At 69.3% G+C, this 22,203-nt stretch carries 25 protein-coding genes and 1 pseudogene; 12 read left to right on the top strand and 14 right to left on the bottom strand.

Going from position 1 to position 22,203, the window contains the following annotated elements; all coding sequences use genetic code 11:
• Positions 1-206: 206 nt before the first annotated feature.
• Positions 207-386, bottom strand: a complete 180-nt coding sequence (locus OG842_RS07260; protein WP_266728565.1) for a hypothetical protein — start codon at positions 384-386, stop codon at positions 207-209.
• Positions 387-680: 294 nt separating this feature from the next.
• Here OG842_RS07260 and OG842_RS07255 point away from each other — a divergent pair, with 294 nt between their 5' ends.
• The gene (locus OG842_RS07255) at positions 681-845 is read left to right on the top strand and encodes a hypothetical protein (RefSeq protein WP_266728563.1); all 165 of its coding nucleotides are present in this window, start codon (positions 681-683) and stop codon (positions 843-845) included.
• Positions 846-1,155: 310 nt separating this feature from the next.
• On the opposite strand, the gene OG842_RS07250 is transcribed toward OG842_RS07255, so the two are convergent.
• From OG842_RS07250 to OG842_RS07240, 3 genes are all read right to left on the bottom strand, one after another.
• The gene (locus tag OG842_RS07250) at positions 1,156-1,317 is read right to left on the bottom strand and encodes a hypothetical protein (RefSeq protein ID WP_266728561.1); all 162 of its coding nucleotides are present in this window, start codon (positions 1,315-1,317) and stop codon (positions 1,156-1,158) included.
• 38 nt (positions 1,318-1,355) lie between these two features.
• Complete coding sequence (locus OG842_RS07245) at positions 1,356-1,976, bottom strand: hypothetical protein (protein ID WP_266728559.1); 621 nt, start codon at positions 1,974-1,976, stop codon at positions 1,356-1,358.
• A gap of 163 nt (positions 1,977-2,139) precedes the next feature.
• Complete coding sequence (locus OG842_RS07240; protein WP_266728557.1) at positions 2,140-2,565, bottom strand: hypothetical protein; 426 nt, start codon at positions 2,563-2,565, stop codon at positions 2,140-2,142.
• Positions 2,566-2,768: 203 nt separating this feature from the next.
• Between OG842_RS07240 and OG842_RS07235 the strand changes: the two genes are divergently transcribed.
• Positions 2,769-3,389: a recombinase family protein gene (locus OG842_RS07235; protein WP_266728556.1), complete on the top strand. Its 621-nt coding sequence runs from the start codon at positions 2,769-2,771 to the stop codon at positions 3,387-3,389.
• A 192-nt stretch (positions 3,390-3,581) separates the two neighbouring features.
• Here OG842_RS07235 and OG842_RS07230 read toward each other — a convergent pair whose 3' ends face one another.
• The 5 genes from OG842_RS07230 to OG842_RS07210 form a co-directional block, all read right to left on the bottom strand.
• Positions 3,582-3,899, bottom strand: coding sequence for a hypothetical protein (locus tag OG842_RS07230; RefSeq protein WP_266728554.1), 318 nt, complete (start codon positions 3,897-3,899; stop codon positions 3,582-3,584).
• Between the two features lie 836 nt (positions 3,900-4,735).
• The gene (locus OG842_RS07225) at positions 4,736-4,924 is read right to left on the bottom strand and encodes a hypothetical protein (protein ID WP_266728552.1); all 189 of its coding nucleotides are present in this window, start codon (positions 4,922-4,924) and stop codon (positions 4,736-4,738) included.
• A gap of 95 nt (positions 4,925-5,019) precedes the next feature.
• Entirely contained in the window at positions 5,020-5,193 is a 174-nt protein-coding gene (locus OG842_RS07220; protein WP_266728551.1) for a hypothetical protein, read from the bottom strand.
• A 211-nt stretch (positions 5,194-5,404) separates the two neighbouring features.
• Entirely contained in the window at positions 5,405-6,433 is a 1,029-nt protein-coding gene (locus OG842_RS07215; protein WP_328512702.1) for a DNA-binding protein, read from the bottom strand.
• Positions 6,402-6,620, bottom strand: coding sequence for a helix-turn-helix transcriptional regulator (locus OG842_RS07210; RefSeq protein WP_323185707.1), 219 nt, complete (start codon positions 6,618-6,620; stop codon positions 6,402-6,404). The genes OG842_RS07215 and OG842_RS07210 overlap by 32 nt, the downstream gene beginning before the upstream one ends.
• 920 nt (positions 6,621-7,540) lie before the next feature.
• Between OG842_RS07210 and OG842_RS07205 the strand changes: the two genes are divergently transcribed.
• The 5 genes from OG842_RS07205 (at position 7,541) to OG842_RS07185 (ending at position 11,306) form a co-directional block, all read left to right on the top strand.
• Positions 7,541-7,981 carry a DUF6278 family protein gene (locus OG842_RS07205; RefSeq protein ID WP_266728547.1) on the top strand — a complete coding sequence of 147 codons (441 nt, stop codon included), beginning with the start codon at positions 7,541-7,543 and terminating at the stop codon, positions 7,979-7,981.
• Positions 7,982-8,105: 124 nt separating this feature from the next.
• Positions 8,106-8,849 carry an amino acid ABC transporter ATP-binding protein gene (locus OG842_RS07200; protein WP_266728545.1) on the top strand — a complete coding sequence of 248 codons (744 nt, stop codon included), beginning with the start codon at positions 8,106-8,108 and terminating at the stop codon, positions 8,847-8,849.
• A 14-nt stretch (positions 8,850-8,863) separates the two neighbouring features.
• On the top strand, positions 8,864-9,775 hold the full coding sequence (locus OG842_RS07195; RefSeq protein WP_266728543.1) for a glutamate ABC transporter substrate-binding protein: 912 nt from the start codon (positions 8,864-8,866) through the stop codon (positions 9,773-9,775).
• Between the two features lie 17 nt (positions 9,776-9,792).
• Positions 9,793-10,437 carry an amino acid ABC transporter permease gene (locus OG842_RS07190; RefSeq protein WP_266728542.1) on the top strand — a complete coding sequence of 215 codons (645 nt, stop codon included), beginning with the start codon at positions 9,793-9,795 and terminating at the stop codon, positions 10,435-10,437.
• A complete protein-coding gene (locus OG842_RS07185; RefSeq protein WP_266728540.1) occupies positions 10,434-11,306 on the top strand; it encodes an amino acid ABC transporter permease in 873 nt (290 codons plus the stop codon). Before OG842_RS07190 ends, OG842_RS07185 begins: the two co-directional genes overlap by 4 nt.
• Before the next feature lie 58 nt (positions 11,307-11,364).
• Here the strand turns inward: OG842_RS07185 and OG842_RS07180 are convergent.
• Positions 11,365-11,658 (bottom strand): annotated as a pseudogene (locus OG842_RS07180) (CocE/NonD family hydrolase C-terminal non-catalytic domain-containing protein); the annotation flags it as partial.
• A 127-nt stretch (positions 11,659-11,785) separates the two neighbouring features.
• Positions 11,786-12,997, bottom strand: a complete 1,212-nt coding sequence (locus OG842_RS07175; RefSeq protein WP_266728538.1) for a L,D-transpeptidase — start codon at positions 12,995-12,997, stop codon at positions 11,786-11,788.
• Between the two features lie 290 nt (positions 12,998-13,287).
• Between OG842_RS07175 and murJ the strand changes: the two genes are divergently transcribed.
• Entirely contained in the window at positions 13,288-14,943 is a 1,656-nt protein-coding gene (gene murJ, locus OG842_RS07170) for a murein biosynthesis integral membrane protein MurJ (RefSeq protein WP_266728536.1), read from the top strand.
• Positions 14,944-14,960: 17 nt separating this feature from the next.
• Here the strand turns inward: murJ and OG842_RS07165 are convergent, their stop codons facing one another.
• Positions 14,961-15,704, bottom strand: a complete 744-nt coding sequence (locus tag OG842_RS07165; protein WP_266728535.1) for a hypothetical protein — start codon at positions 15,702-15,704, stop codon at positions 14,961-14,963.
• Positions 15,705-15,808: 104 nt separating this feature from the next.
• On the opposite strand from OG842_RS07165, the gene ggt reads away from it, so the two are divergent.
• Both ggt and OG842_RS07155 read left to right on the top strand, forming a co-directional pair.
• Positions 15,809-17,617 (top strand): gamma-glutamyltransferase, encoded by a 1,809-nt coding sequence (gene ggt, locus OG842_RS07160; protein ID WP_266728534.1) that lies wholly within the window; start codon positions 15,809-15,811, stop codon positions 17,615-17,617.
• 176 nt (positions 17,618-17,793) lie between these two features.
• Entirely contained in the window at positions 17,794-18,495 is a 702-nt protein-coding gene (locus OG842_RS07155; RefSeq protein WP_266728533.1) for a glycoside hydrolase family 75 protein, read from the top strand.
• A gap of 25 nt (positions 18,496-18,520) precedes the next feature.
• Here the strand turns inward: OG842_RS07155 and map are convergent, their stop codons facing one another.
• The gene (gene map / locus OG842_RS07150; protein WP_266728532.1) at positions 18,521-19,288 is read right to left on the bottom strand and encodes a type I methionyl aminopeptidase; all 768 of its coding nucleotides are present in this window, start codon (positions 19,286-19,288) and stop codon (positions 18,521-18,523) included.
• 41 nt (positions 19,289-19,329) lie between these two features.
• Here map and OG842_RS07145 point away from each other — a divergent pair, with 41 nt between their 5' ends.
• Positions 19,330-19,599 carry a helix-turn-helix domain-containing protein gene (locus tag OG842_RS07145; RefSeq protein ID WP_266429042.1) on the top strand — a complete coding sequence of 90 codons (270 nt, stop codon included), beginning with the start codon at positions 19,330-19,332 and terminating at the stop codon, positions 19,597-19,599.
• A 135-nt stretch (positions 19,600-19,734) separates the two neighbouring features.
• Complete coding sequence (locus OG842_RS07140) at positions 19,735-21,093, top strand: hypothetical protein (protein ID WP_266728531.1); 1,359 nt, start codon at positions 19,735-19,737, stop codon at positions 21,091-21,093.
• A gap of 39 nt (positions 21,094-21,132) precedes the next feature.
• Here the strand turns inward: OG842_RS07140 and OG842_RS07135 are convergent, their stop codons facing one another.
• Entirely contained in the window at positions 21,133-22,170 is a 1,038-nt protein-coding gene (locus tag OG842_RS07135; RefSeq protein ID WP_266728529.1) for a Rieske 2Fe-2S domain-containing protein, read from the bottom strand.
• Positions 22,171-22,203 lie beyond the last annotated feature (33 nt).

The raw sequence follows: 22,203 nt of genomic DNA, 5'->3' as shown, positions 1-22,203 counted from the left end.
TGAGCAAGAGTCCGGGCCTCAGCCCCCAGACCATCCGACTCAGCGCTGCCTCACGCCCCGTCATTGGTGAATCAGTAGTGGTCATATGCACTGGCCGGCCCCCCATTGCATCAGAGTGGTGGGCAGCGTAAGCCAATGAAACCGACCGCAATAGCCGCCCACGACGGCTGGCCGTCACGAGCGACTGATCCGCCGGACGAGCCGTGTCACTCCGTAGGCAGCCTGCGGGCGAGATCCGCCGTCAGGTCCCCGGCCGCCTGTCCCTCGGCGCTGTCGTCGGCGAAGTGACGCAGCAGGCTGACCACCTCGCGCGCCTCGTCCGCGGTCAGTAGCGGAAGCCGCGGGTCGGATGGGTACGTGCCGGTGACCGGGGGATAGGAGTCCATGCCCAGAACAACGCGGTGCGGGGTGGCCAGGACGCGGTGGAGCCCCCGCCGTGAGGCGAGGGCTCCAGCTTGTGTGAATGGTGCATCCCATCGCGGCGGGGGTCTAGAACTCCCGCGGCAAGGACGGCAGGTCCGGGCATGCCTGCCCGGACGGTTACTCTCTCCAAGCCCCGCCGGATGATCCGGATGCCCTGGTGTGCCGCCGTACTGGCGCCGCCACTCCGACGCCGGACCAGTCCCGCAGCCTCCTCGGCCTCGGCGCTCTGGCGGCAACCTCGATGTACAGGAGACTTGATGACTGAATTTCCGCCGCAGCAGGTACAGCGGCGCGTGGACGGCAGCGCCGCAGATATGGAGACGCTCGTCGACCTCGGACTTGTCGAGGAGCAGCCGGTGCCGCAGTATGCCGGGCTGTTCGTCGAGCCTGACATCCCACCCCTCGACGACGAACCCGAGTGATGGATGCCCCCTGTTCCGGCTACGGCCGGGCAGGGGCAGTTTCGTGTGTCCGGGATCAGGTTACGCGCCCCAGAAAAGGGGCCAGCTAACCTCTAGACAAGGCAATTGCCAACCACATCCACGCTGCAGTCGACGCCACCGCAAGAGCGATATAAACGAGTCTGGACCACTGCTCCGTGCTCACCAAGCTCCCCCTCCGTGGACAACCAGCCCGGTATCTCTATGGCCGTGTCAACCCAAAAGACATGCACCTCACACCGCCCCCAGTTCCGGCTTCGGCCAGGCAGAGGGCGGTTTCGTGTGTCCTGGGTCAGCCGAGCGGCGTGGACTGGTGCGCCGCGGCAATGGCGTCAATCAGGGCTGCGAGGTCGAAGTCGGCCTCGGACTTTCCGAGAGGCAGCCGGTGCCGCAGTACGCCGGGCTGTTCCTCGAACCCGACATCCCGCCGCTCGACGACGCGTCCGAGTGACAACGCCCCTCTCGCTCCGGCGGGAGGGGCGTTCCTGTCGCCTACGGGCAGGACTCGTCGAACTTGACCGCAGTGAATTCGACTGGTTGCCCGTTGAGTGGGGCGCCGGCCTTCGGGTCCTGGGTGCAGATCTTCCAGTTGCTCTCCATCAGGACCATGCGGTCTTCGCTGGCGTCAGCGACCGTGATCGATGCACCCGAATCGAGGGCTCCTCGCGCCGCCTTGACGGACTTGCCGGCAAAGTTGGGCATGGTGTTTCCGGCCAGAGCAGGCTCCTTCTCGTCCTTGGACGGGCAGGATTCCTCGAGTTTCACCGCTCCGAAGTCGAGTTTGGTGTCGACCGGGATGTTCTTCCCTGGCGTCTGGTTCTGGGAGCAGACCTTCCAGTTCCTGTCGAAGGCCTGCATGCGGTCGCGGCCAGCACTGTCGTGGGATGTCAGGAGATGGAAGCCGTCGGCCTGCGCCTTGTCCTGTGCGGACTGCAAACCCATGCCGACGAAGTTCGCGACCGTTGCGCGCTCGACAGGCTTGCTGTCGTCCTTCTCTGGCTGTGCCGTGCCCGAGGCGGGGGCGGAAGGGGAAGGTGGCGGAGTGGCGGGCTGCTGGGCAGTGGTGGCCGGGTCGCAGCCCACCAGGGTCGCGATGGTCAGGCAAGCGAGCACGGCAGTAACTGTGCGGGTGTTCAAGTTGTCCCCCCAAGGGTGGTTCATGAAGGAATGACCGTAACCGGGCCTCGCTGCCGGGTGAGGCACTTACTCCTGGTGTGACGTATTTGTGATCGGACAGTGAGGGGAAGGTGTCATCGGTTGGGGGCAGGGTGGGCCGCTAACCGTCCGACCCGCGTGGCCTGTTGGACGGCGCGGGGTCAAAAGGACGGAAACGCTCATGCTCAATGTCCCTGACCGAACAGCCGACCTCTTCGGCGACCAGTTCATCCGTGACGACTTCGAGCAGGCACTCAAGGCCGCCGGACGCTTCCAGCAGATCCAGCGGATCTACCTTGACGACGGACCCTTCTCTGGCGTCGTCCGGGTTGTCGACCAAGCTCTGCAAGACCTCGATCTCGCAACCGTGACTGCCGGCGACCGCGCCGTCGTGGCTGGCGTCCGCACTCTGACCCGGCAGCTCAAGCTCACCGGCTACGCCATGGCCCATGCGCGCGAGGCGGGGGAGCCAGCTCGTGACGACTGGTCGAACCTTCTGATGTTCGTCCGCGAGCAGTTCACCGGGTGGGAGGAGCGGGCGGACCATGACGGGCCGACCCTGTGCATCCAGTGGATCGTCGACCCCTGCGAGCACTTCCTGTCAGGTCCGGGGCCAGCGGGGGGTCGCAACGACGCCTCGCCGCACTGCGCCAACTTGCCACACGATTCGGCGGAACACACGGCTTCCAGCAGGCATGGGCCCTCAGGGTCGGATAGCCGTCGCACACATCGGAGCCCGGTCCACTTCCGATGTGTGCTGGGTGCGTTACTGATCGCTGGCGGTGGCGTGCCGCCCATCAATCACGGCGACAGCGGCTCGACCTCGAAGATGCCGGATGTATCCGCATCTTCGAGGAGAAGATCAGCGGCAGGATCAGCCACGACAAGCGCCCCGAACTCTCCAAGGCCCTGGACCGGATGCGCGAGGGCGACATGCTCTGCGTGCAAGAAGTCGACCGCCTCGGCCGCAACCTCCTCGACGGCCTGCTCCTCATGGGGCACCTTGGCCAACAGGGCATCCCGCTGCGCGTCCTCAAGGGCATCGGCGCCGACGACCACTACCCCGAGGAGCACGCGAAACACGACCCGCAGGCAGACATGATGCTCAAGCTGGCCATGCTGCTCGCAGGGGAGCGCCGCAAGGACATCAGCCGCAAGACGAAGAACGGCCTCGACGCTGCCAGAATGTCCGGCAAGCAGCTCGGCCGCAAGCGGGTAATGACGGAGACCCTCACGATCCAGGCCGCCGCCCTCCGCGACAAGGGCTTCACCATTAGGCAGATCCAGTCGCACCTGCGGATCGCCGACGGGAAGAACAAGGGCAAGAACCCCGGTGTCGGCGCCATCTGCCAGGCGTTTGAGCGCCCATGACGCCAGGAAGTCCGAAGGGCTGCAACCTGCCGAGGCGACCGAGTAGCTCCGTGTTGCATGCCCCCACCGTTCGGCGGTGGGGGCATGCGCGTCAGCGGCTCTCGATCCAGAATCCGTCGGCCTGATTGCAGAGGCTGTCTGGGCAGTGCCACGAGACCCCGACCTCGGGGTCGATCCTCTCCCCGAGTTGGCTCAGTATCCGCCGTAGCCACCGGGTACGCCCACCACGACAATGGCTACGCGGCCGTAGCCGTTGTCGTACCCGTACCCGTACCCGTTGCCGTATCCGTACCCGTTGCCGTACCCGTAGCCGTACCCGTTGCCGTATCCGTAGCCGTACCCGTCGCAGTCATCCCACCAGCCGCACTGGTCGTAGGAGTGGCTAGCCGCGGAGGTCGCGTGGGCAGGGGCGGCAGCAGCTGCCCCTCCGGCACCAACGGCGGCGCCACCAGCCAGCATCACACCGGCGGCGGCTACAGCGAGGGAACGCTTGATATGAGGTGCTCGCATGAGTCTCTACCTTTCCTTCCGCCACCGAAGATCGAAGGCGGGTGGCCACAGCGCATGCAAGGCATACGGTGCGGTTCGCAGAGGTCACAGCTCCAAGCGGGAGCACGTCTCGCCGCTCATTGGTTCCGGTCCTTCCGGAATCTTGCCGCCCGAGGCGTGCCCCGGTTGCGACTCTCACAGGCATCACGTTAATAGCACATGCCCTCTCCAGCATCTTGAGCAGAAGTCTGCTCAATTCCGCAGGCTCAGCGGTCGGCGGTCAGGCCCGAGCCATGACGTCCCCCCTGACGCCGTCCCTCTTCGACGGTGACGCCCCAGAGCCCACACCACCCGCATGGAGTATGGGCAGAGAAGTGGAGACACAAGGCGGTCGGCGGTCCGAGGGCGGGCCAGACGGTTCAGACCGTCGAGCAGCGCGGGAAAGGGACACGGAACGGGCGCCGACGCCGATGCTGAGCTCCATCACCCAGTCCGGGGTGGGTGGCCGCCGCTCCTCACCCTGCTGCCGCTCAGCTTCACGCCGTTCCTCATCGGCGATCCACCGGTCGGTCTGGGCGAGCTGCTGCTCCTGCACTCTCCTGAGGAAGCGCAGCATGACCAGGCGCGACGGACTATCGAGCGTATGTTCGATTCTAGATCCTTCCTGGACCTCCGCGAACTTCGCCCGCCCCTGCCACACTGGCCGCGGCCCGCCGTGTCACCCCCGTCGCGGCGGGCCGCCCCGGTTGTCATACCGGCCCAGTACCGTGAACTCATCACATTCGCGCCTATGGCTGGGCGCAGCTACGAGACTGCCCCTCACCCGGAACAGCGCCCGGGGGAGGGGCGGACGTGCGTCAGCTGTCGTCTTTCGGATCTGGATGCAGCGCAGCCTTCTTCACGGCCGTCTCCAGCTCGACCCGGGGCACCCCGGCCGCCTCGGCGTGCTCGGTCACCGCAGCCTGGAACGTCGCCGCCGCCTCATGCCAGGCCGCCCACCCCTCCTTCGCGCACGGCTCGGCGAGGGCCTTGCGCTGCTCCTCCATGGCGGAACGTCCAGCACGATCAGAGCTTCAGGGATATCGATTGCCACGGCCGGATCGTAAACGGCAGCACTGACAATCGAACGGAGCCGCGCAGGTCAGGCCGCTGTGACGACATCCGCCCGGACTGCGGCTTCCCATTCCACCAGCAGCCGCTGATACTCCGCCTCACCCTCCGGCGACAGCGGGCCGGCCGCCCACAGCGCGCGGATGTCCGCGTTCACGGCGGCGGGGGAGCGCACAGGGGTGGCAGGCGAAGAGGTGATCGACATGAGAACAGGCTACGGGGCGGGACTGACAATCGTGTCGACGGCGTCCAGGGCGAGATGCCAGGGGAAGGCCTGCGGGTTGCCCTGCTTCGGAGGGTGCGACTGGTACCCGTCAGGCCCGTCGGGGAAGCGCGGGCCTGTGCCTGCCGGACGCCCTCGTCGATGCGCTGGGTCGGCCCGGCCGCGCAGGCAATGAGGTAGAGGGCTCGCTTCGTCATGCGGGGAGTCCACATTGCTCGGCCAGGCGGCGCAAGTCCCCGCCGGGAACTGGGGTCGCTCCAACCACGTCGGCTACGAGGTCGACCGTGGACTGCCGGCCGATGACCTCTTCCGGGGCCAGCCGCGCCGCTTCGACCAGCGATTCGGCAGCGGTCTCCTTCTGTCGTGTCAAGAGCTGAGCGCGTGCCATCGTGATGAGGTGCTGGGCCTGCCGCTCTTTCGACAGCCCATACAGGGCTTCGCTCTCCAGCCCATCCGCGGCTTCGATCGCCGACCACCCGTCCTCGAACCTGGTCAGCACATCCACCCGGTGGAGACTTACGTTCGTCGGCCCGAACATCGTGTAGTCCTCGTCGAGGTCGGCACCCTGCTGGTCAGCCACCTCGGCAGCCTCGTCAACGTGTTCACTGGCTTGCCGAACTGCGGCCGTTGACCGGTCCAGGGATGCGGCTGCGATCGCCGCGTTCAGGTACGGCATGCCGAGGGTCGACAGCCCCAACGGCCCGCGCGCCTCCAGCTCCGTGGACAGGCGCCGCGCCGCCCCTATGGCGAAATCCGCGGCCGCGCGCGGCTGCTGCTGGTAGGTGAGCGACTTTGCTACCCGCCGCGACGCCGCACCGATCGCGACCGCGTCGCCGGAGCGCTCCGCCGCGGCCAGGGCTCGGTCTGCAACCACCGTGGCCTGCACGGCTGTTGCTGGACCGTACTCATGAAGGAAGGACGCGGTCAGTTGCAGGACCCGCGACAGCAGGGCGTGGGCCTCGCTGGCTTCGGCGCCGGCCCGCGCGGCGGATTGCCTGGCCTTGACGATCAGCGCGGGCAGGGCCCGGCCGAGTGCCCCGTAGTGGCAGGCATGGAACGCCTCGCAGCAGTAGGTGAGTCGACGTCGCAGCTCCGCAAGCGGCGGGGGATCCCCGTCCTCGTCATCGTTGCGGTACAGGACATCGATGACGGCGAGCACCTCGACAGGCGGCGCGGTCGCCGAGGGCGGCTCAGGAGGCCCGTTCATCAGTAGCTGCTCCAAGGGGATACGCAGGACCTCGGCCGCGCGTACAAGCACGGATAAGCGGGGGGTCCTGTTGGCGCTGTCCGCCTTCCAGATCCTGCACCCACCTGCGTGTCTGCCCCATCATTCGGCCGAAGTCCGCTTGCGTGAAGGCGCGGCGCTCTCGCCAGTAGGCGATGCGGCGGCCGATGCGCCCAGTCTCCATGGAGCACTCCCCGAACAGGGCACGCACTTTGCGTGCCCACCCCCGTTGTACCCCGACCTACCTTGCAGTCACAGCAGATCGACGAGAGCTGGGGACGCCATGACCGTGAGGGACTTACCGCCAGTCGGTGAACTGACGGAGCAGCAGCAGCGTGGGTGGTCCTGCGTCTGGTGCAGGACTGCTCTCACCGTAGGCGAGGACAGAGACCTCGGCGAGAAGCGGGCCCGGCCTGCTAACGGCGCCGCCTACAGTTGGTTCTCGCGGGCCTGTTCGGACGCCGCGGCCTGCGCCGGCCGCGAACAGGGGGCAGCCGCTATGACGGCCATGGCCGATCGGCGGGCATCCTGGCCGCTGCCCGATCCTGGAAGGCTGACGTGGGCGCAGGCTCAGGGCCGCGCCTGCATCTGGTGCAACCGGCCCTTGAGCGCCGGCGCGATCAGCGCCGGCATCGTCCGCGATCAGCAGGGCGCGCATGTCCCGGACACCGAGGTGTGGGCCGGGCCCTGCTGTCAGTAGAGCGACCGCCATTCGACGCAGAGTGCGCCAGAGGCGACTGGCAGCCCTGCGGCTTCATGGCATATGCCGCAGGCTGGATGTACCGTCGGTGTTCGAACATATGTTCACGCGAACGGGTGATCATCGTGGAGCCCCCTCCATCGTTGGTCACATTGCCGGTCTCGGGTCGCAGTCCACACCCCCCAAGGTGCAGCGACCCGGGGCCGGTTTTGTGTCATGGTGGGCTGATGGTCGCACTGTGCCACGTTGACCTGGTGGGGGACGGTGGGAGTCGAGTGGGAGATGATCATGGTGAACGTGAGCCAACTGACGCTAACCGGGGCTAACAATTCGCTGCCGCTCGGGCTGGCTGCCGCCCAGGTGGGGCCTGTGTTCGGCGGTTGCGCACTCAAGGGGATGTGATCATGAACATCCCTTTCTTGGACAACTGGCGTAAGCGTCACGACGGTGCGCGGGGGGCGGGGCTCGCCGCCGCCGTCGCGGCCGATCCCGACGGTGTGGCCGAGCTCCTCGCCGAATGCGAGCTGCTGCGTGTCCGAGCGGGGCAGCGCGGGCTCGAACTCGACGACAGTCCGGCCTCGTTGGTGGCCCTGGACCAGTTGCCGCCGCGCTGGCGGGACGACCCCGAGGAGCTGCCCTGGCTGGGCAACGACGCGGGGCTGTACCTCGGGACGGTCCTGGTGCGGAACGTCCCCGGCGCGGTCTGGAGCATCCGGCCGAGCGGGCAGCCCGTGGTGCGGCTCGCCTCCGGGCGGGAGATCGACGTGGTCGAGGCCGGGCTGGACTGGGCGATGGCGGGCAGCCCCGAGCTCTCCCAGGTCTATTCGGAGTCGGCCGAGAGGTAAGAGATCACATGACAATTGGATAAGAAGCCTTATGCCCCATTTGTGCGTGTCGGCGGCGAAGTCCCTTTTCAGGCTGGATAGTTTGCGCTGACCTCGACACAGCGAAAAGTGGGTAGGGCAGCGTATGGCCGTCGATCCGTTGATCGAGCTGCGGGACGTCAACAAGTACTACGGACAGTTGCACGTACTGCAGAACATCAATCTCACCGTCGGCCGCGGGGAGGTGGTGGTGGTCATCGGCCCCTCCGGCTCCGGCAAATCGACCCTCTGCCGGACCATCAACCGGCTGGAGACGATCGAGTCCGGTCATATCGCGATCGACGGCAGACCTCTCCCCGAGGAGGGGAAGGGGCTGGCCCAGCTCCGGGCCGAAGTGGGCATGGTCTTCCAGTCGTTCAACCTGTTCGCGCACCGCACGGTGCTGGCCAATGTCTCGCTCGCCCAGCTCAAGGTCCGCAAGCGGAAGAAGGGCGAGGCGGACCAGCGCTCCCGTGAACTGCTGGAGCGGGTCGGACTGGCCTCGCAGGCCGACAAGTTCCCCGCCCAGCTCTCCGGCGGCCAGCAGCAGCGCGTGGCCATCGCCCGCGCCCTCGCCATGGACCCCAAGGCACTGCTCTTCGACGAGCCCACCTCGGCGCTCGACCCGGAGATGATCAACGAGGTGCTGGAGGTCATGCAGCAACTCGCCCGGGAAGGCATGACGATGGTCGTCGTCACCCACGAGATGGGCTTCGCCCGCTCCGCCGCGAACCGCGTGGTCTTCATGGCCGACGGACGCATCGTCGAGGACCGCACTCCCGACGCGTTCTTCACCGCTCCCGAGAGCGACCGCGCCAAGGACTTCCTGTCCAAGATCCTCAAGCACTGACGGGGAGCTCCGTGTTGCGTACGAGAAGAGTTCTGGCCGCCTGCGCCGGCCTCCTGCTGGCCGTGCTCGCCGCCGCCTGCGGCAAGGAGGGCAGCCCGCCGGTGAAGGGCCCCAAGCCCGAGCAACTGCCGGTCTACAAGGTCGACACCGCCTTCCGGCTGCCCGCCTCGCCGACCTGGACGAAGGCGAAGAAGCGCGGCTACCTCCGGGTCGGGGCCAAGGAGGACCAGCCCTACCTGGGCGAGAAGGACCCGGCCACCGGCGTCTACTCCGGCTTCGACATCGAGATCGCCAAGATGATGGCGGCCTCGCTCGGCTTCGACCCGAAGACGATCCAGTTCAAGACCATCGCCTCCGCCAACCGCGAGACGGCGCTGCAGAACGGGCAGATCGACTACTACGTCGGCACCTACACCATCAACGACATGCGCAAGAAACTCGTCGGCTTCGCCGGTCCCTACTACATGGCCGGACAGGGCCTCCTCGTCCGCACCGACGAGCACGACATCAACGGCCCGCAGGACCTGGCCGGCAAGACGGTCTGCTCGGCGGCCGGGTCGACCCCGTACCAGCGCATCGCCGCCGACTACCCGAAGGCGATCCTGGTCGCCTACGACACGTACTCGATCTGCGTCGACAACCTGCTGACCTACCAGGTCGACGCCGTCACCACCGACGACGCCATCCTGCTGGGCTTCGCGGCCAAGGCGCCCAAGGAGATGAAGGTCGTGGGCAAGCCGTTCTCCCAGGAGCCGTACGGCATCGGCGTCCCGCGCAGCGACAACGCGTTGCGGTTCGCCCTGAACGACGCCCTGGAGGCGAACGAGAAGAACGGCAACTGGAAGAAGGCGTTCGAGGCCACGCTCGGTCTGTCCGGGGTGCCCGCGCCGACGCCGCCGCCCATCGACCGCTACCCGGCCACCTGAGAGGGCGGGCATCGACCATGGACGTACTCACCGAGAATTTCTCGCTCTACGGCAAGGGTTTCCTGGGCACGGTCGAACTGACCGTCTACTCCTCGATCCTGGCCCTGGTCCTCGGCTTCATCATGGCCTCCTTCCGGGTGGCCCCCGTCGGCTCGCTGCGGGTGCTCGGCACGGTCTGGGTGATGGTGCTGCGCAACACCCCGCTGACCCTGCTCTTCTTCGCGGTGCTGCTCGGACTGCCGCGCTTCGGCCTGGTCCTCCCCTTCGAGGTCTTCGCGGTCCTCGCGCTCGGCTGCTACACCTCCGCGTTCATCTGCGAGGTGCTGCGCTCGGGCATCAACACCGTGCCGACGGGGCAGGGGGAGGCGGCCCGCAGCCTCGGCATGACGTTCGGCCAGACGCTGAACACCGTGGTGCTGCCGCAGGCGTTCCGGTCGGTGATCCCGCCGGTCGGCTCCACGCTCATCGCCCTCGCCAAGAACTCGGCGATCGCCGGGGCGTTCAGCGTCACCGAACTGCTCGGCACCTACAAGACCCTCAACGAGCTGGGCTACAGCATCATCTGGACCTTCGTCTGGATCGCCGTCGGCTACCTGATCATCACCCTGTCCATCAGTGCGCTCTTCAACGTGATGGAGAAGCGCTGGGGAGTCGCCCGATGACCACCCGCACCGCGCCGTCCGCCACCGCGCTCTACGACATCCCGGGCCCGGCGACCCGCAAGCGCCATCTCCTGTACGGGATCGTCTCGACGGCCCTGATCCTCGCCCTGCTGGGCTGGGTCGTCTATCTGCTCTTCGACACCGAGCAGTTCACCAGTGCCAAGTGGACGCCCTTCACGTACAAGGGAATTCAGGAACTGCTGCTGCGCGGACTGGGCAACACCCTCAAGGCGTTCGCGTACGCCGCGGTGCTCTCGCTCCTGCTCGGTGCGGTCCTCGCGGTGGGCCGGCTCTCCGACCACCGGCCGGTGCGCTGGATCGCGACGCTGCTGGTGGAGTTCTTCCGGGCCATGCCCGTACTGGTGATGATCTTCTTCATCTTCGTGGCGCTGAAGGTGCAGCCGCTGCCCGCCCTGGTCACCGGTCTGACCCTGTACAACGGCTCGGTGCTCGCCGAGGTGTTCCGTACCGGGATCGTCTCGGTGGAGCGCGGCCAGTCCGAGGCGGCGTACGCCCTGGGTCTGCGCAAGACACAGGTCACCACGTTCGTACTGGCCCCGCAGGCGGTGCGCGCCATGCTGCCCACCATCATCAGCCAGCTGGTCGTGGCACTGAAGGACACCTCGCTCGGCTATCTGATCACCTACGAGGAGTTCCTCCACGCGGGCAAGCTCATCGCGTCCAACCTCGACTACGATCTTCCCTTCATCCCGGTGGTGATGGTGATCTCGCCGATCTACATCGGGATGTGCATGCTGCTCTCCTGGTTCGCGACCTGGGTGGCCAAGCGGGAACGGCGCAATCCGAAGATGAAGGCCGTGAAGATCGCACCGGCCGAACCAGGAACGCTGCTGCCGGGAGTGCAGTAGCCGGGGCCGCCGCCAAGCGGTTCCAGCAGAGCGGTGCCCACCCGGCAGCAGTCGGTGATCACTTCACGCGCAACGGCACGGACACGTACGACGGGTCCGCCGGGTACGAGGAGAAGGTCAGCTGCGATCCGGTCGGGTCGTGCTCGATGCAGAGGGGGTCGACGGTGTCGACCACCAGGGTGAGACGGTGACCGGCCGGAACGTCGTGGGCGGTGGAGAACAGCTCCAGGTCCACGGGGTACGGCCGGCCCGGCGTCCGTCCGTGGAAGGTATAGGGGGCGTTGCTGACCAGCTTGCCGAGTCCGAGCGGCCCTTCGTCGTGTAGATGTGCGACGAAGGTGCCGCTCTCCTTGTTGCGCGTCGGTCCAGGTGCCGTCGGGCAGGCCGAGCAGCTCGGTGGCCGCCGCCGTGGCGTGGTCGCCCGGCCGGAACTCCAGGCGCTCGGGGCCGCTGGGCTCGGGGCGTTCGGCGGGGGAGCGCTACAGCGCGCTCTTCGCCTGCCAGTCGGCCCACGACACGTTCCAGGCCCCGTACCCGTTGCCCTCCGCGACCGTGCCCTTGGCGTCGGCGCCGGTGATCTCGAACGGGTCGCCGACCCGCACCTGCCCGTACAGCGCGCCGGCGTCGGCGTCGCTCATCCCGACACAGCCCGAACTGCGGTTGGCCACCCCGAAGTAGCCCGCGTTCCACGGCGCCGCGTGGGCGTACATCCCCGACCAGGTCAGCCGCATCGACGAGTCGACCATCTTGTCGTAGGCGTCGCCGAGACCGACCGTCTCGGAGCGCATGTTGATCGTGCCCTCCTTCGACATCAGCACGGCGGTCCCGCGCCAGGACGCCTTCTCGCCGCCGGGGGTGCCGGCCGACATGGGTACGTCCATGACGGTCTTCCCGTCCCGCTTCAGCGCCAGCCGGTGGCTGTCCAGGTCGACCTTGACCACCTGGTCGGCGCCGATCGTGAAGGCTGTCCGGTAGTCGCGTACGAACCAGCCGCCGGACGGGCCCGAGTCGATGCCGTTGAGATCGGCGTCGAGCGTGACCTTCGTACCGGACTTCCAGTACTCCTTGGGCCGCCAGTCGACGCGGTCCTTGCCGGAGTAGTCCTGCAGCCAGCCCCAGGAGCCCTCGGTGTTGTTCGAGGTGGAGACCTTCAGGGCCTTCTCCACCGCCGCCCTGTCCTTCACCGGGTTGTCGAAGACCACCGACAGCGGCTGGGCGACGCCGACGGTGGTGTTCTTGCCGGGTGCCAGCGTCAGCTTGTTGACCTTGTCGGCGGCGGCGGTCGTGAAGCCGGCCCTGCCACTGCCACCCTCGGTGTTCTTCGCCACGACGTCGTACGTGGTGCCTGGGGCGGCCGCCCGGTCCGACGTCCACGTCCTGCCGTCGGCGGATATCCGGCCGGTGAGCGCCTCGCCCCCGTCCGCGCGCACCGTGACCGTCTTGAGCTCCCCGGTGCCGAGCGTCACCTTCACCGGCGTGCCCGGGGCGGCCTGGGCGCCCCGCAGGTTCACCGAGATCCTGGCCTCCGAGGACGCTGCCGCGCCGCCCTTGTCCGACTCCGGGTCCGAGGCGGCGGCACCGGAGCAGGCGGTGAGCATGGCGCCGAGCGCCGCGGTACCGGCGACCAGGGCGAGCCGGACCGGGCGGCCGGGCGGAGCGGTGCGGCGTACGGGCCGACGTGCAGCGATCAACGGAAAAACCTCCAAGGCATTGCTTCTCGCCGAGGGAGAGGGGCACATCCGACGTCAGGTTCCGCAAATCACCCGAAAACCGGAAATGCCCTGTGTGACATGCGCCTCAGTGCAACGGTCGCCGTCCGTTCGCATGCGTCGTCGCCGGCTCCACCGCGGATTGCCGTGACGTCCGGTGCGATCCCCGGCGCGGGGTACCCTCCACCCCTTGACCCCGACGACCGCGAGTGGGAGACATCGGTGGGCAGAACAACGGACAACACGTCGTACCGGGCGCACCTGGCCCGCCGGTGACCGCCGCCGAAGCGACCACCACGACGGCCGCGGAACACAAACCCCGCTCGGTGCTGCACAACGGCGCCGTGATGGCAGCCGGATCCGTCGTCTCCCGGGCGACCGGCTTCATACGCTCGGCGGTCGTCGTCGCCGCACTCGGCACCGGGCTCCAGGCCGACGGCTACAACGTCGCCAACACCGTGCCCAACATCCTCTACACCCTGCTCATCGGCGGCGCGCTCAACGCCGTCTTCGTCCCCGAACTGGTGCGCGCGGCGAAGAACCACGCCGACGGCGGAGCCGCGTACACCGACCGGCTGCTCACCGTCTGCACCATCGGCCTGATCGCCCTCACCGGCCTCACGGTCCTCGCCGCCCCGTGGATCGTCTCGGTCTATGCCCCCGGCTACCACGGCCGACAGGCGGAAGTGACCGTCGCCCTGGCCCGCTACTGCCTGCCGCAGATCCTCTTCTACGGACTGTTCACCCTCCTCGGGCAAGTGCTGAACGCCCGGGGCCGGTTCGGCGCGATGATGTGGACCCCGGTCCTCAACAACCTGGTGATCATCGGTGTGTTCGGACTCCATCTGAGCATCGCGGCCGGCTCCGACGGCTCGCTGACCGCGGACCAGGCCCGGCTGCTCGGCTGGGGCACGACGGCCGGGATCGTCATCCAGACGCTCGCCCTGGTGCCCGCGCTGCGCGCCGCGGAATTCCGCTGGCGGCCCCGGTTCGACTGGCGGGGCAGCGGCCTCACCCGGCCGCTGCGCGCGGCCGGCTGGCTGGTCACGCTCGTGCTGACCAACCAGATCGCCTACTGGGTGGTGACCCGCCTCTCCACCACCGTCGGCCAGCGCGCCGACGACATGGAGCTGGCGGGCGGCGTCGGCTACACCGCGTACAGCTACGCCTTTCAGCTGTGGGTGGTCCCGCACGGCATCGTGACCGTCTCGCTCGTCACCGCGCTGATGCCCCGGATGAGCCGGGCGGCGGCCGACGGCGACCTGTCCGGCCTGCGGCGCGACGTCTCGTACGCCCTGCGCACCTCGGCGGCGGTCGTGGTGCCCGCGGTGGCCCTGCTGTTCGCGCTGGCGCCGTGGGTGATGGGAGCGGTGTACGGGTACGGGCGCACGGACGACGCGGACATCGACGCGATGGCCGGCATGCTGATGGCGTTCGCGCCCGGACTCATCGCCTACTCGGGGCAGTACGTGCTCTCCCGGGCGTTCTACGCGATGGGCGACACCCGCACACCGTTCTTCCTCAACCTGGTGATCGCGGCGCTCAACGCCGGGCTCTCGGCCGCCGCGTATCTGCTGCTGCCGGTCCGCTGGGCCGTCACGGGGATGGCCGGCGCCTACTCCGTCGCGCTGTTCGCCGGCTTCGCAGCCACCGCGTACGTGCTGCACCGCAGGGTCGGTGGCGGCGCGGCCGCACCGCTGCGCTCGCCCGCGCTGTGGGCACAGTTCCGGCTGGTGGTGGCGGCCGTGCCCGCAGGTCTGCTCGGGTTCTTCGCCGCGCGGGCCTGCACGGGGTACGGGGACTTCGTGGCGGTGGGCGTGGGCACCCTCGTGCTGCTGCTCACGGTGGCGCTGCTGGCGCGGCCGCTCCGGCTACGGGAGGTGAGCGCCGTGCTGGCGGCAGGGCAGTGGCGGCTGCGGCGGGCCTGAGCGGGGCGGCGGGGGGCTCAGCCGGTTGCCCGGTGCGAGTTGCGGGGGGCTGGTACGGGGGTCTGTGCGGCGCGGGTCACGTCGGAGACGAGTTCCACCACATCGGGGCCGTACGCCTGCGAGTTGACCACCTTCAGGAGCAGGCAGAAGGTGTTGTTGCCGTGTTTGCGGGCCAGTTTCTCGTAGTTGCGGGCCAGGTAGCGGGAGGCGGCCTGGTTGGTGATCGCCTGTTGCCCGCAGAACAGGAAGACCGGCCGGGCCTCCTGACCGGCCGTCAGACGGGCGAGAATCACGTACTCGGCGACCCCCTTCTCGACCCGGTAGCGCTCCGAGCCGATCTGGAAGGCGTTGCGGTCGGGGCCGGGTTCGGGGTCGGTGTTCACCTTCACTCCGGGCAGCAGGGAGTGAAGGTGGGCGGCCATCCGGCGGTTGGATACCGGGCCGCCGACACAGAACTCGGTGCGCTCGCCGATGCCCTGCTGTGCGATGTCGTGGGAAAGGATCTGCGCGTGTGCCGAGCAGTCCTTGATCAGTGCGGAGAGTTCGAGCAGGGCGAAGACGTCGTGGCGGTGGACCGAGCCGTCGCCGCTCGCGTCGCGGTTGACGACGAGCAGGCACTCGGAGTTGCCCGGCAGGCCGAAGAAGGCCTGCTTGCGGCGGAGTTTGCGGCGCCAGAGATAGGTGCGGGCGATCCAGCCCAGGGAGGCACTGATGCCGGCGGCTATCACGCCCAGCAGGACATTGCGTACGTCGTCAGTCATGGGCGGGCATGTTAGCGGGCATTCGGCCCCGGCTTCACGGGGGACCTGACGGGGCGGGCGGCGCGGCGTTACCCTGCGCGGACGATCCAGCACTGGAGGTGCGCATGCGACGTTCCGTTGCGCGGAATGTGTCGTTGTCGGCTGTTCTCGCCGCTGTCGTCACCATAGGGGCGGCGGCCCCGTCGTCGTCCGCGCCACCGTCGGCCCCACCGCCCAAGTCGCCTGTCGCGGTGGGCTACGGAGGGGCGGTCGCCAGTGTCGACGCGGACGCGTCGGCCGCCGGTATCGAGGTGCTCCGCAAGGGTGGCAACGCGGTGGACGCCGCGGTGGCGACCGCGGCGGCGCTCGGTGTGACCGAGCCCTACTCGGCGGGGCTCGGCGGGGGTGGCTACTTCGTCTACTACGACGCCAGGAGAGGCACCGTGGAGACGATCGACGGTCGGGAGACCGCGCCGCGCAGCGCGGACTCCTCGCTGTTCCTGGAGAACGGCAAACCGCTCGCCTTCGATCAGGCCGTCACCAGCGGACTGGCCGTCGGTACCCCGGGCACCCCGGCCACCTGGGACACCGCGCTCGACGCCTGGGGCAGCAAGTCGCTGCGGCAGGTGCTGAAGCCGGCCGAGCGGCTCGCCAGGGACGGCTTCGTCGTCGACAGCACCTTCCGCTCGCAGACCGAAGGCAACCAGGCCAGGTTCGCCGACTTCCCGGCGACCCGGGAGCTCTTCCTTCCCGGCGGTCAACTGCCGGTGGTCGGCTCCGTGTTCAAGAATTCCGACCTTGCGCGCACCTACGAAGAGGTGGGGCGCAAGGGCGTCGACGAGCTGTACCGGGGCGAGCTGGCCGACGACATCGTACGGACGGTCCGAAACCCGCCCGTCGACCCGGCGGCCACCCGGGTGGTGCGGCCCGGCGACCTCACCGCGAAGGACCTGCGGTCCTACCGGGCGCTGCGGCAGGCGCCGACGAAGACCGGCTACCGCGGCCTCGACGTGTACGGCATGGCACCCTCCTCGTCCGGCGGCACCAGCGTCGGCGAGGCGCTCAACATCCTTGAGTCCACCGACCTTTCGAAGGCGAGCGAGGCACGGTATCTGCACCGCTACATTGAGGCGAGCCGGATAGCCTTCGCGGACCGCGGGCGCTGGGTGGGCGACCCGGCGTTCGAGGACGTCCCGACGCGGCAGCTGCTCGACCAGCGGTTCGCCGACGCGCGGGAGTGCCTGATCAAGGACGACGCGGTGCTGACCAGCCCGCTCGCGCCGGGCGACCCGATGCACCCGGCCGACTGCGAGGCCGGGGGAACGGCCGCGCCGACGACGTACGAGGGGGAGAACACCACCCACCTGACCGCGGCCGACAAGTGGGGCAACGTCGTCGCGTACACCCTGACGATCGAGCAGACCGGCGGCAGCGGGATCACCGTGCCGGGGCGTGGCTTCCTGCTCAACAACGAGCTGACGGACTTCTCGTTCGCGCCCGCCAACCCCGCCGTCCACGACCCGAACCTGCCAGGTCCGGGCAAGCGCCCGCGCTCGTCCATCTCGCCGACGATCGTGCTGAAGCACGGCGAGCCGGTGCTGGCGCTGGGGTCGCCCGGTGGTGCCACGATCATCACGACCGTGCTCCAGTCGCTCATCGGCACGGTCGACCGTGGGCTCCCGCTGGTCGACGCCATCGCTGCGCCGCGCGCCAGCCAGCGCAACTCGGCGACGACGGAGCTCGAACCGGGGCTGTGGAACAGCCCGGTCCGGGCGGAACTGGAGTCGCTGGGGCACGCCTTCAAGCTCAACCCGGAGATCGGGGCGGCGACAGGTGTGCAGCGGCTGCCTGACGGCCGGTGGCTGGCGGCCGCGGAGAAGGTGCGCCGGGGCGGTGGCTCGGCGATGGTCGTGCGGCCGAGCGGACGCCCGTGACGGTGGATGTCCTTCGGGCGCAAAGGTGACGGAGCGTCAATAGTGGTCTGTGTGGGGCTGGTTCCTGGTGAGCATTCACTGGGAACCAGCCCCGCGGTCTTGACGGAGGTGCCTGCCCGGGGCCATGTTGTGCGCGTCGGTAAGGAAAGTTTCCTAATGGAAGGGCACCCCCCACTGTGCGTACTCGAACGCTCGCCCTCGCCGCCGCCTCCGGCGCCGCACTGCTCGCGACCGTCACCCTGACCCCGGCCGCCCACGCCGGTTCGGCCCCGTCCGGAGCGGGCCTCCAGGAGGGCTCGGTCAGCGCGGCCGACCTGCTGGCCAAGGTCACCTCGTGTTCGCAGATATCCAACGGCAAGTACCGTACGGACGAGGAGACTTCGGCGACCATTCCGGTCTGCGGCAAGAACGGAGCCGTGTTCTGGAAGGCCGACATGGACATCGACTGCGACGGCGAGATCACCGCCGCCTGCAACGAGGACACCGACCCCTGGTTCCAGAACGGGACGGCGTTCGAGACCTCCGCCGGAAAACCCCTGAACGCCGAGAAGCTGCCGTACGTCGTCGTCCCGAGCGTCAGCAGCATCTGGAACTACGGCGATGCGGGAATCAAGGGCGGTGGCGTCGTCGCCGTCATCTACAACAACAAGGTCGAGTACGCGGTCGTCGGTGACACCGGCCCCAACAAGATCATCGGTGAGGCGTCGTACGCCACCGCCAAGGCCCTCGGCATCGATCCGGATCCGGAGACCGGCGGTGCGGAGTCCGGCGTCACGTACATCCTGTTCAAGAACTCCAAGGTGTCTCCGATCGAGAGCCACAGTGCCGCCGTCACCGCGGGCGACGCCCTCGCCAAGCAGTTCATCCAGAACAACTAGGGCCTTTCCGGCGGGTCGGGGGCGGTCACAGCGCGGTCAGGATGCGCGGGCCGTCGTCGGTGATCGCCACCGTGTGCTCGGCATGCGCTGCACGGCTGCCGTCGGACGTGCGCAGCGTCCAGCCGTCCCGGTCCGGGTGGAAGACGTCGTTGCCGCCGCCGATCAGCATCGGCTCGATCGCCAGCACCATCCCGTGCCGCAACGGCATGCCGCGACCCGGTCGTCCCTCGTTGGGGACGGCCGGGTCCTCGTGCATCGACCGGCCGATGCCATGGCCCCCGAACCCCTCCGGAATGCCGTATCCCGCACTGCGGCAGACCGTGCCGATCGCATGCGCGATGTCGCCGATCCGATTGCCGACGACCGCCGCGGCGATGCCTGCCTCCAGCGCCTCGAAGGCCGTCTCGACGAGCCGGGTGTCGGCGGGCCGGGCGCGCCCGACGACGAAGCTGATCGCCGAGTCGCCGGCCCAGCCGCCCAGCGTCGCGCCCGCGTCGATGCTCACCAGATCGCCGTCGTTCAGTCGCTGGTCGGTCGGGATGCCGTGCACGATCGCGTCGTTGACCGACGCGCAGATCACGGCGGGGAAGGGGGTGGGCGCGAAATGTGGCCGGTAGTTCAGGAACGGCGATCCGGCGCCGGCGTCACGCAGCACGCCGCGGGCCACCTCGTCCAGCTCGCGCAGCGAGACGCCGACCCCTGCCGCTTCGCGTACGGCGGTCAGCAACTGGGCCACGACCCGGCCGGTCTCGCGCATCGCTTCGATGGATGTGTCTGTCTTGAGCTTCACCATGCCAATTACTATACCGGTCGCAGCGGTATTAGAATGACGGCATGGTACGAACGCCCCTGACCCCGGAAGAGCGCCGCCGCGGCGAGCGCCTCGGCGTGCTGCTGCGTGAGGCACGCGGCGGGCGCAGCATGGTCGAGATCGCGGCGAGCGCCGGAATCTCCGCCGAGACGCTGCGCAAGATCGAGACGGGCCGCGCCCCCACCCCCGCCTTCTTCACGGTCGCCGCGCTGGCCGGGGCGCTCGGACTCTCGATGGACGAGATCCTCGCCCGCTGCGCTCCGGAGCCGGACGTGGTGCCGCTGGCGGGGTAGCGGCGGTCCCGACGGCGCGCGGGGCCGTGCTTCGACCGCAGCGCGGTCGAAAAGTGCGCGTAGCCGTGCCGTAACACGGCTGATGTCGAATGCCTGCGGACCGGAAGGCACCGGCCGGCGTCGGCGAGGGCAGAGATGACAGTGCGTCAAGATGGTTGGGAAGTACGGGAGTTCACTCGCTACCTACGGGATCTCGTGACACTGCTCGACCCCGGGAGCGGCTGGTACGGAATCTTCTGCCGAAGCGATCCTGCCGGGATGCACGCCTGTCTCGACGGTGCGGAGATTCCGCCCTGGGACGTGATGGAGTCGCTCCTCCAGGATCTGGCGGTCCTGCGCGGCGCGGCGTCCGCCCAGCGCGAGTCGGTACGGGCCGCCGCCCTGTACTCCTCCTCGGTGGCCGCCCATGACCGTCGGCCGGGCGGGCGGCAGGTGCTCGTCGAGCGGCTGGAGCTGATGCGGCGGGAGCAGGCGAACGCGGCCCGGCGCCTCCGCGACGCCGGTGCGCGCGGTGCGGTGATCCCGGACGCGGACGCGGAGGCGGTTGCTCGGGCCAGGGACGACCACGAACGTGCCACGGCCCGCTGCTCGGAGCTGCGCCTACGGCTGGCCGCGGTGGCGACGGCGGTGCCGGAGGTGTCAGCGGCGCCAGGTGTGCCGGAGGTGCCGGTGGCGCCCGAAGCGGTGGATCGGGCAGGGGAGGGCGGGCCGCCGCCGCGCGGCCCGGATGCGCCGCCTTCCGGCCATCGGCAGCCCGCCCCCGGGCGCCGGAAGCCGCGTGGTGCCCGGTTCGCGGGGCTCGACATGGATGACGCCGACGACGCGCCCGTCCTGCCGGCCCCCGCCCCGCCCCTCCAGCCCACCACCGCCGCCGCGCCGCGCGGAGCGCGCTTCGCCGCCGCCACGGCCCGGGGCGACACGTCCTCCGGGGCCACTACCCGTGCCGCACCCCCGGACCCGGAGACCCGCCGGGCCGCCGCACGGGCCGTCGAGCGACTGGTCCGGCTACGGGCCGCGGGCCGCAGCGGTGAGGCGCACGCCGTGCTCTGCGAGGCGACCCGCTGGCCCGCCGAGCGGCTGCCGGTACTCGCCGACGAACTGCACCGCACCGGCCTCGACGCGGACTGGGCGACCCTGCTGTGGGAGGCCTCCTCGCTGCCGCCCGCCCAACTGGCCTCGTTCGCTGCGGCGTTGCACGCCGCGGGGCGCCCCGGCGACTGCGGCCGGCTGCTGCGCCAGGGTGTGGCGAGACCGCCCGGGGAGATCGCCGACGCGGCGGTGGCCCTGGAGCGAGCGGGCCGGGGGGCGCAGGCGGAAGCGTTGCTGGACGCCTTCGTCCGCGTACGGACTCCGCAGGATGTGGTGCGGGTCGCGGCGGGCGATCCGCACCGACTCGTACCGCGACTGCTGGCCGTGGCCCGGGCGGTCTCGCCCGCCAGGGAGCGGGATGTCGTCCACGCCCTGCGGGTGGCGGGCGTCGCGGGGGCGCCCTGAGCGGGTGCCCCGTGATGCCAGGCGGGCGCGCGGGCCCGGCTACTCGGATGCCGGCGGGTAGAACCGCCGGGCCCAGCGACGGAACGGGCCGATCGGGCCGTCGCCGGGGGCGAGCCGGGGTGGCTGCTGGTACTGCTTGTGGTTCCAGATCGGGAAGTCCGCGGCGGTGAACTCGCAACTGGACCGGAAGACGGCGCGGTCCAGGACCCTGGCCGCGGTCCGGCTCACCGCACGGGCGAGGGGGGCCGGGAGCCGGGACGGCTCGGCGAACGCGATGCGGTTGCGCTGCCGGAACTGCATCCGGTTGGGCGCGATGGCCGTCGGCAGCACCATCGTGCACATCCGCAGGCCCAGCCGGGGGGTGTGGACATCGGCGTGCAGACAGCCGAGTCCGTACCCGTCCACTTCCACGTCGACGACGAAGTCGCCCAGGAGCGGCGCCGACTCGTGGGCCCGCATGGACACGTGGAACGAGGCGTCGTCGTAGACCACGGGCCCGCCGATCTCGGCCCTGGCCCAGCCGTGCAGGGTGGCGAAATGCCCGAGGTCCACCGAGTTCTCGATGACTTCCTGGACATTGCCGGCCAGCTCCCAGGCGGCGCTGCGGGCGGGCCGGTGACCGATCTCGTGCCAGGCGGGAATGGTCCAGTCCGGAGCCCGGCCGTCGTGATGCCGCCAGACGAACACCGCGCCGTTGACCTCCAGGACCGGCAGCTGCGACAACGGCGACTTCGGCGGCTTCGTGTCGTAGCCGGTGCGCACGCATGTGCCGTCCGGACCGAACGCGAAGAAGTGGAAGGGGCAGACGAGATCGTCCCCGTCGACCCTGGCCAGTCCCAGATGGGCGCCCAGGTGCGGGCAGTACGGACGGATGGCGCGGACCGCCCCCGTACCGAGCCGGTACAGCACCACGTCCTGACCCGCCAGGGGCCGGGTGAGGACCGTGCCCGGCCGCAGCTCCTCGGAGAACGCCAGCGCGGACCAGCCGCTCGGACAGGGCAGGGCGGGCGCGCCCGCGGCGTCGGCCGGTGTCGGTCCTTCGCTGATGGCGCGCCCGTACTCGCGTGACAGTCCCACTGCTTACCCTCCCGGAATCGGTCCCTGGAGACT

Source organism: Streptomyces sp. NBC_00376, from assembly GCF_036077095.1.
Classification (GTDB): domain Bacteria; phylum Actinomycetota; class Actinomycetes; order Streptomycetales; family Streptomycetaceae; genus Streptomyces.
This window is presented reverse-complemented; position numbering and strand designations above follow the sequence as displayed.

Bases quoted from the DNA above. Each gene is read 5' to 3' on its own strand.
- OG842_RS07220 (WP_266728551.1), bottom strand. From the start codon at position 5,193: ATGTCGATCACCTCTTCGCCTGCCACCCCTGTGCGCTCCCCCGCCGCC.
- OG842_RS07140 (WP_266728531.1), top strand. From the start codon at position 19,735: ATGACAGTGCGTCAAGATGGTTGGGAAGTACGGGAGTTCACTCGCTAC.
- OG842_RS07165 (WP_266728535.1), bottom strand. From the start codon at position 15,704: ATGACTGACGACGTACGCAATGTCCTGCTGGGCGTGATAGCCGCCGGC.
- ggt (WP_266728534.1), top strand. From the start codon at position 15,809: ATGCGACGTTCCGTTGCGCGGAATGTGTCGTTGTCGGCTGTTCTCGCC.
- OG842_RS07240 (WP_266728557.1), bottom strand. From the start codon at position 2,565: ATGGTCCGCCCGCTCCTCCCACCCGGTGAACTGCTCGCGGACGAACAT.
- OG842_RS07210 (WP_323185707.1), bottom strand. From the start codon at position 6,620: ATGGAGACTGGGCGCATCGGCCGCCGCATCGCCTACTGGCGAGAGCGC.
- OG842_RS07230 (WP_266728554.1), bottom strand. From the start codon at position 3,899: ATGCGAGCACCTCATATCAAGCGTTCCCTCGCTGTAGCCGCCGCCGGT.
- OG842_RS07255 (WP_266728563.1), top strand. From the start codon at position 681: ATGACTGAATTTCCGCCGCAGCAGGTACAGCGGCGCGTGGACGGCAGC.
- OG842_RS07235 (WP_266728556.1), top strand. From the start codon at position 2,769: ATGTGTGCTGGGTGCGTTACTGATCGCTGGCGGTGGCGTGCCGCCCAT.
- OG842_RS07205 (WP_266728547.1), top strand. From the start codon at position 7,541: ATGAACATCCCTTTCTTGGACAACTGGCGTAAGCGTCACGACGGTGCG.
- OG842_RS07225 (WP_266728552.1), bottom strand. From the start codon at position 4,924: ATGGAGGAGCAGCGCAAGGCCCTCGCCGAGCCGTGCGCGAAGGAGGGG.
- OG842_RS07260 (WP_266728565.1), bottom strand. From the start codon at position 386: ATGGACTCCTATCCCCCGGTCACCGGCACGTACCCATCCGACCCGCGG.
- OG842_RS07185 (WP_266728540.1), top strand. From the start codon at position 10,434: ATGACCACCCGCACCGCGCCGTCCGCCACCGCGCTCTACGACATCCCG.
- map (WP_266728532.1), bottom strand. From the start codon at position 19,288: ATGGTGAAGCTCAAGACAGACACATCCATCGAAGCGATGCGCGAGACC.
- OG842_RS07190 (WP_266728542.1), top strand. From the start codon at position 9,793: ATGGACGTACTCACCGAGAATTTCTCGCTCTACGGCAAGGGTTTCCTG.
- OG842_RS07145 (WP_266429042.1), top strand. From the start codon at position 19,330: ATGGTACGAACGCCCCTGACCCCGGAAGAGCGCCGCCGCGGCGAGCGC.
- OG842_RS07200 (WP_266728545.1), top strand. From the start codon at position 8,106: ATGGCCGTCGATCCGTTGATCGAGCTGCGGGACGTCAACAAGTACTAC.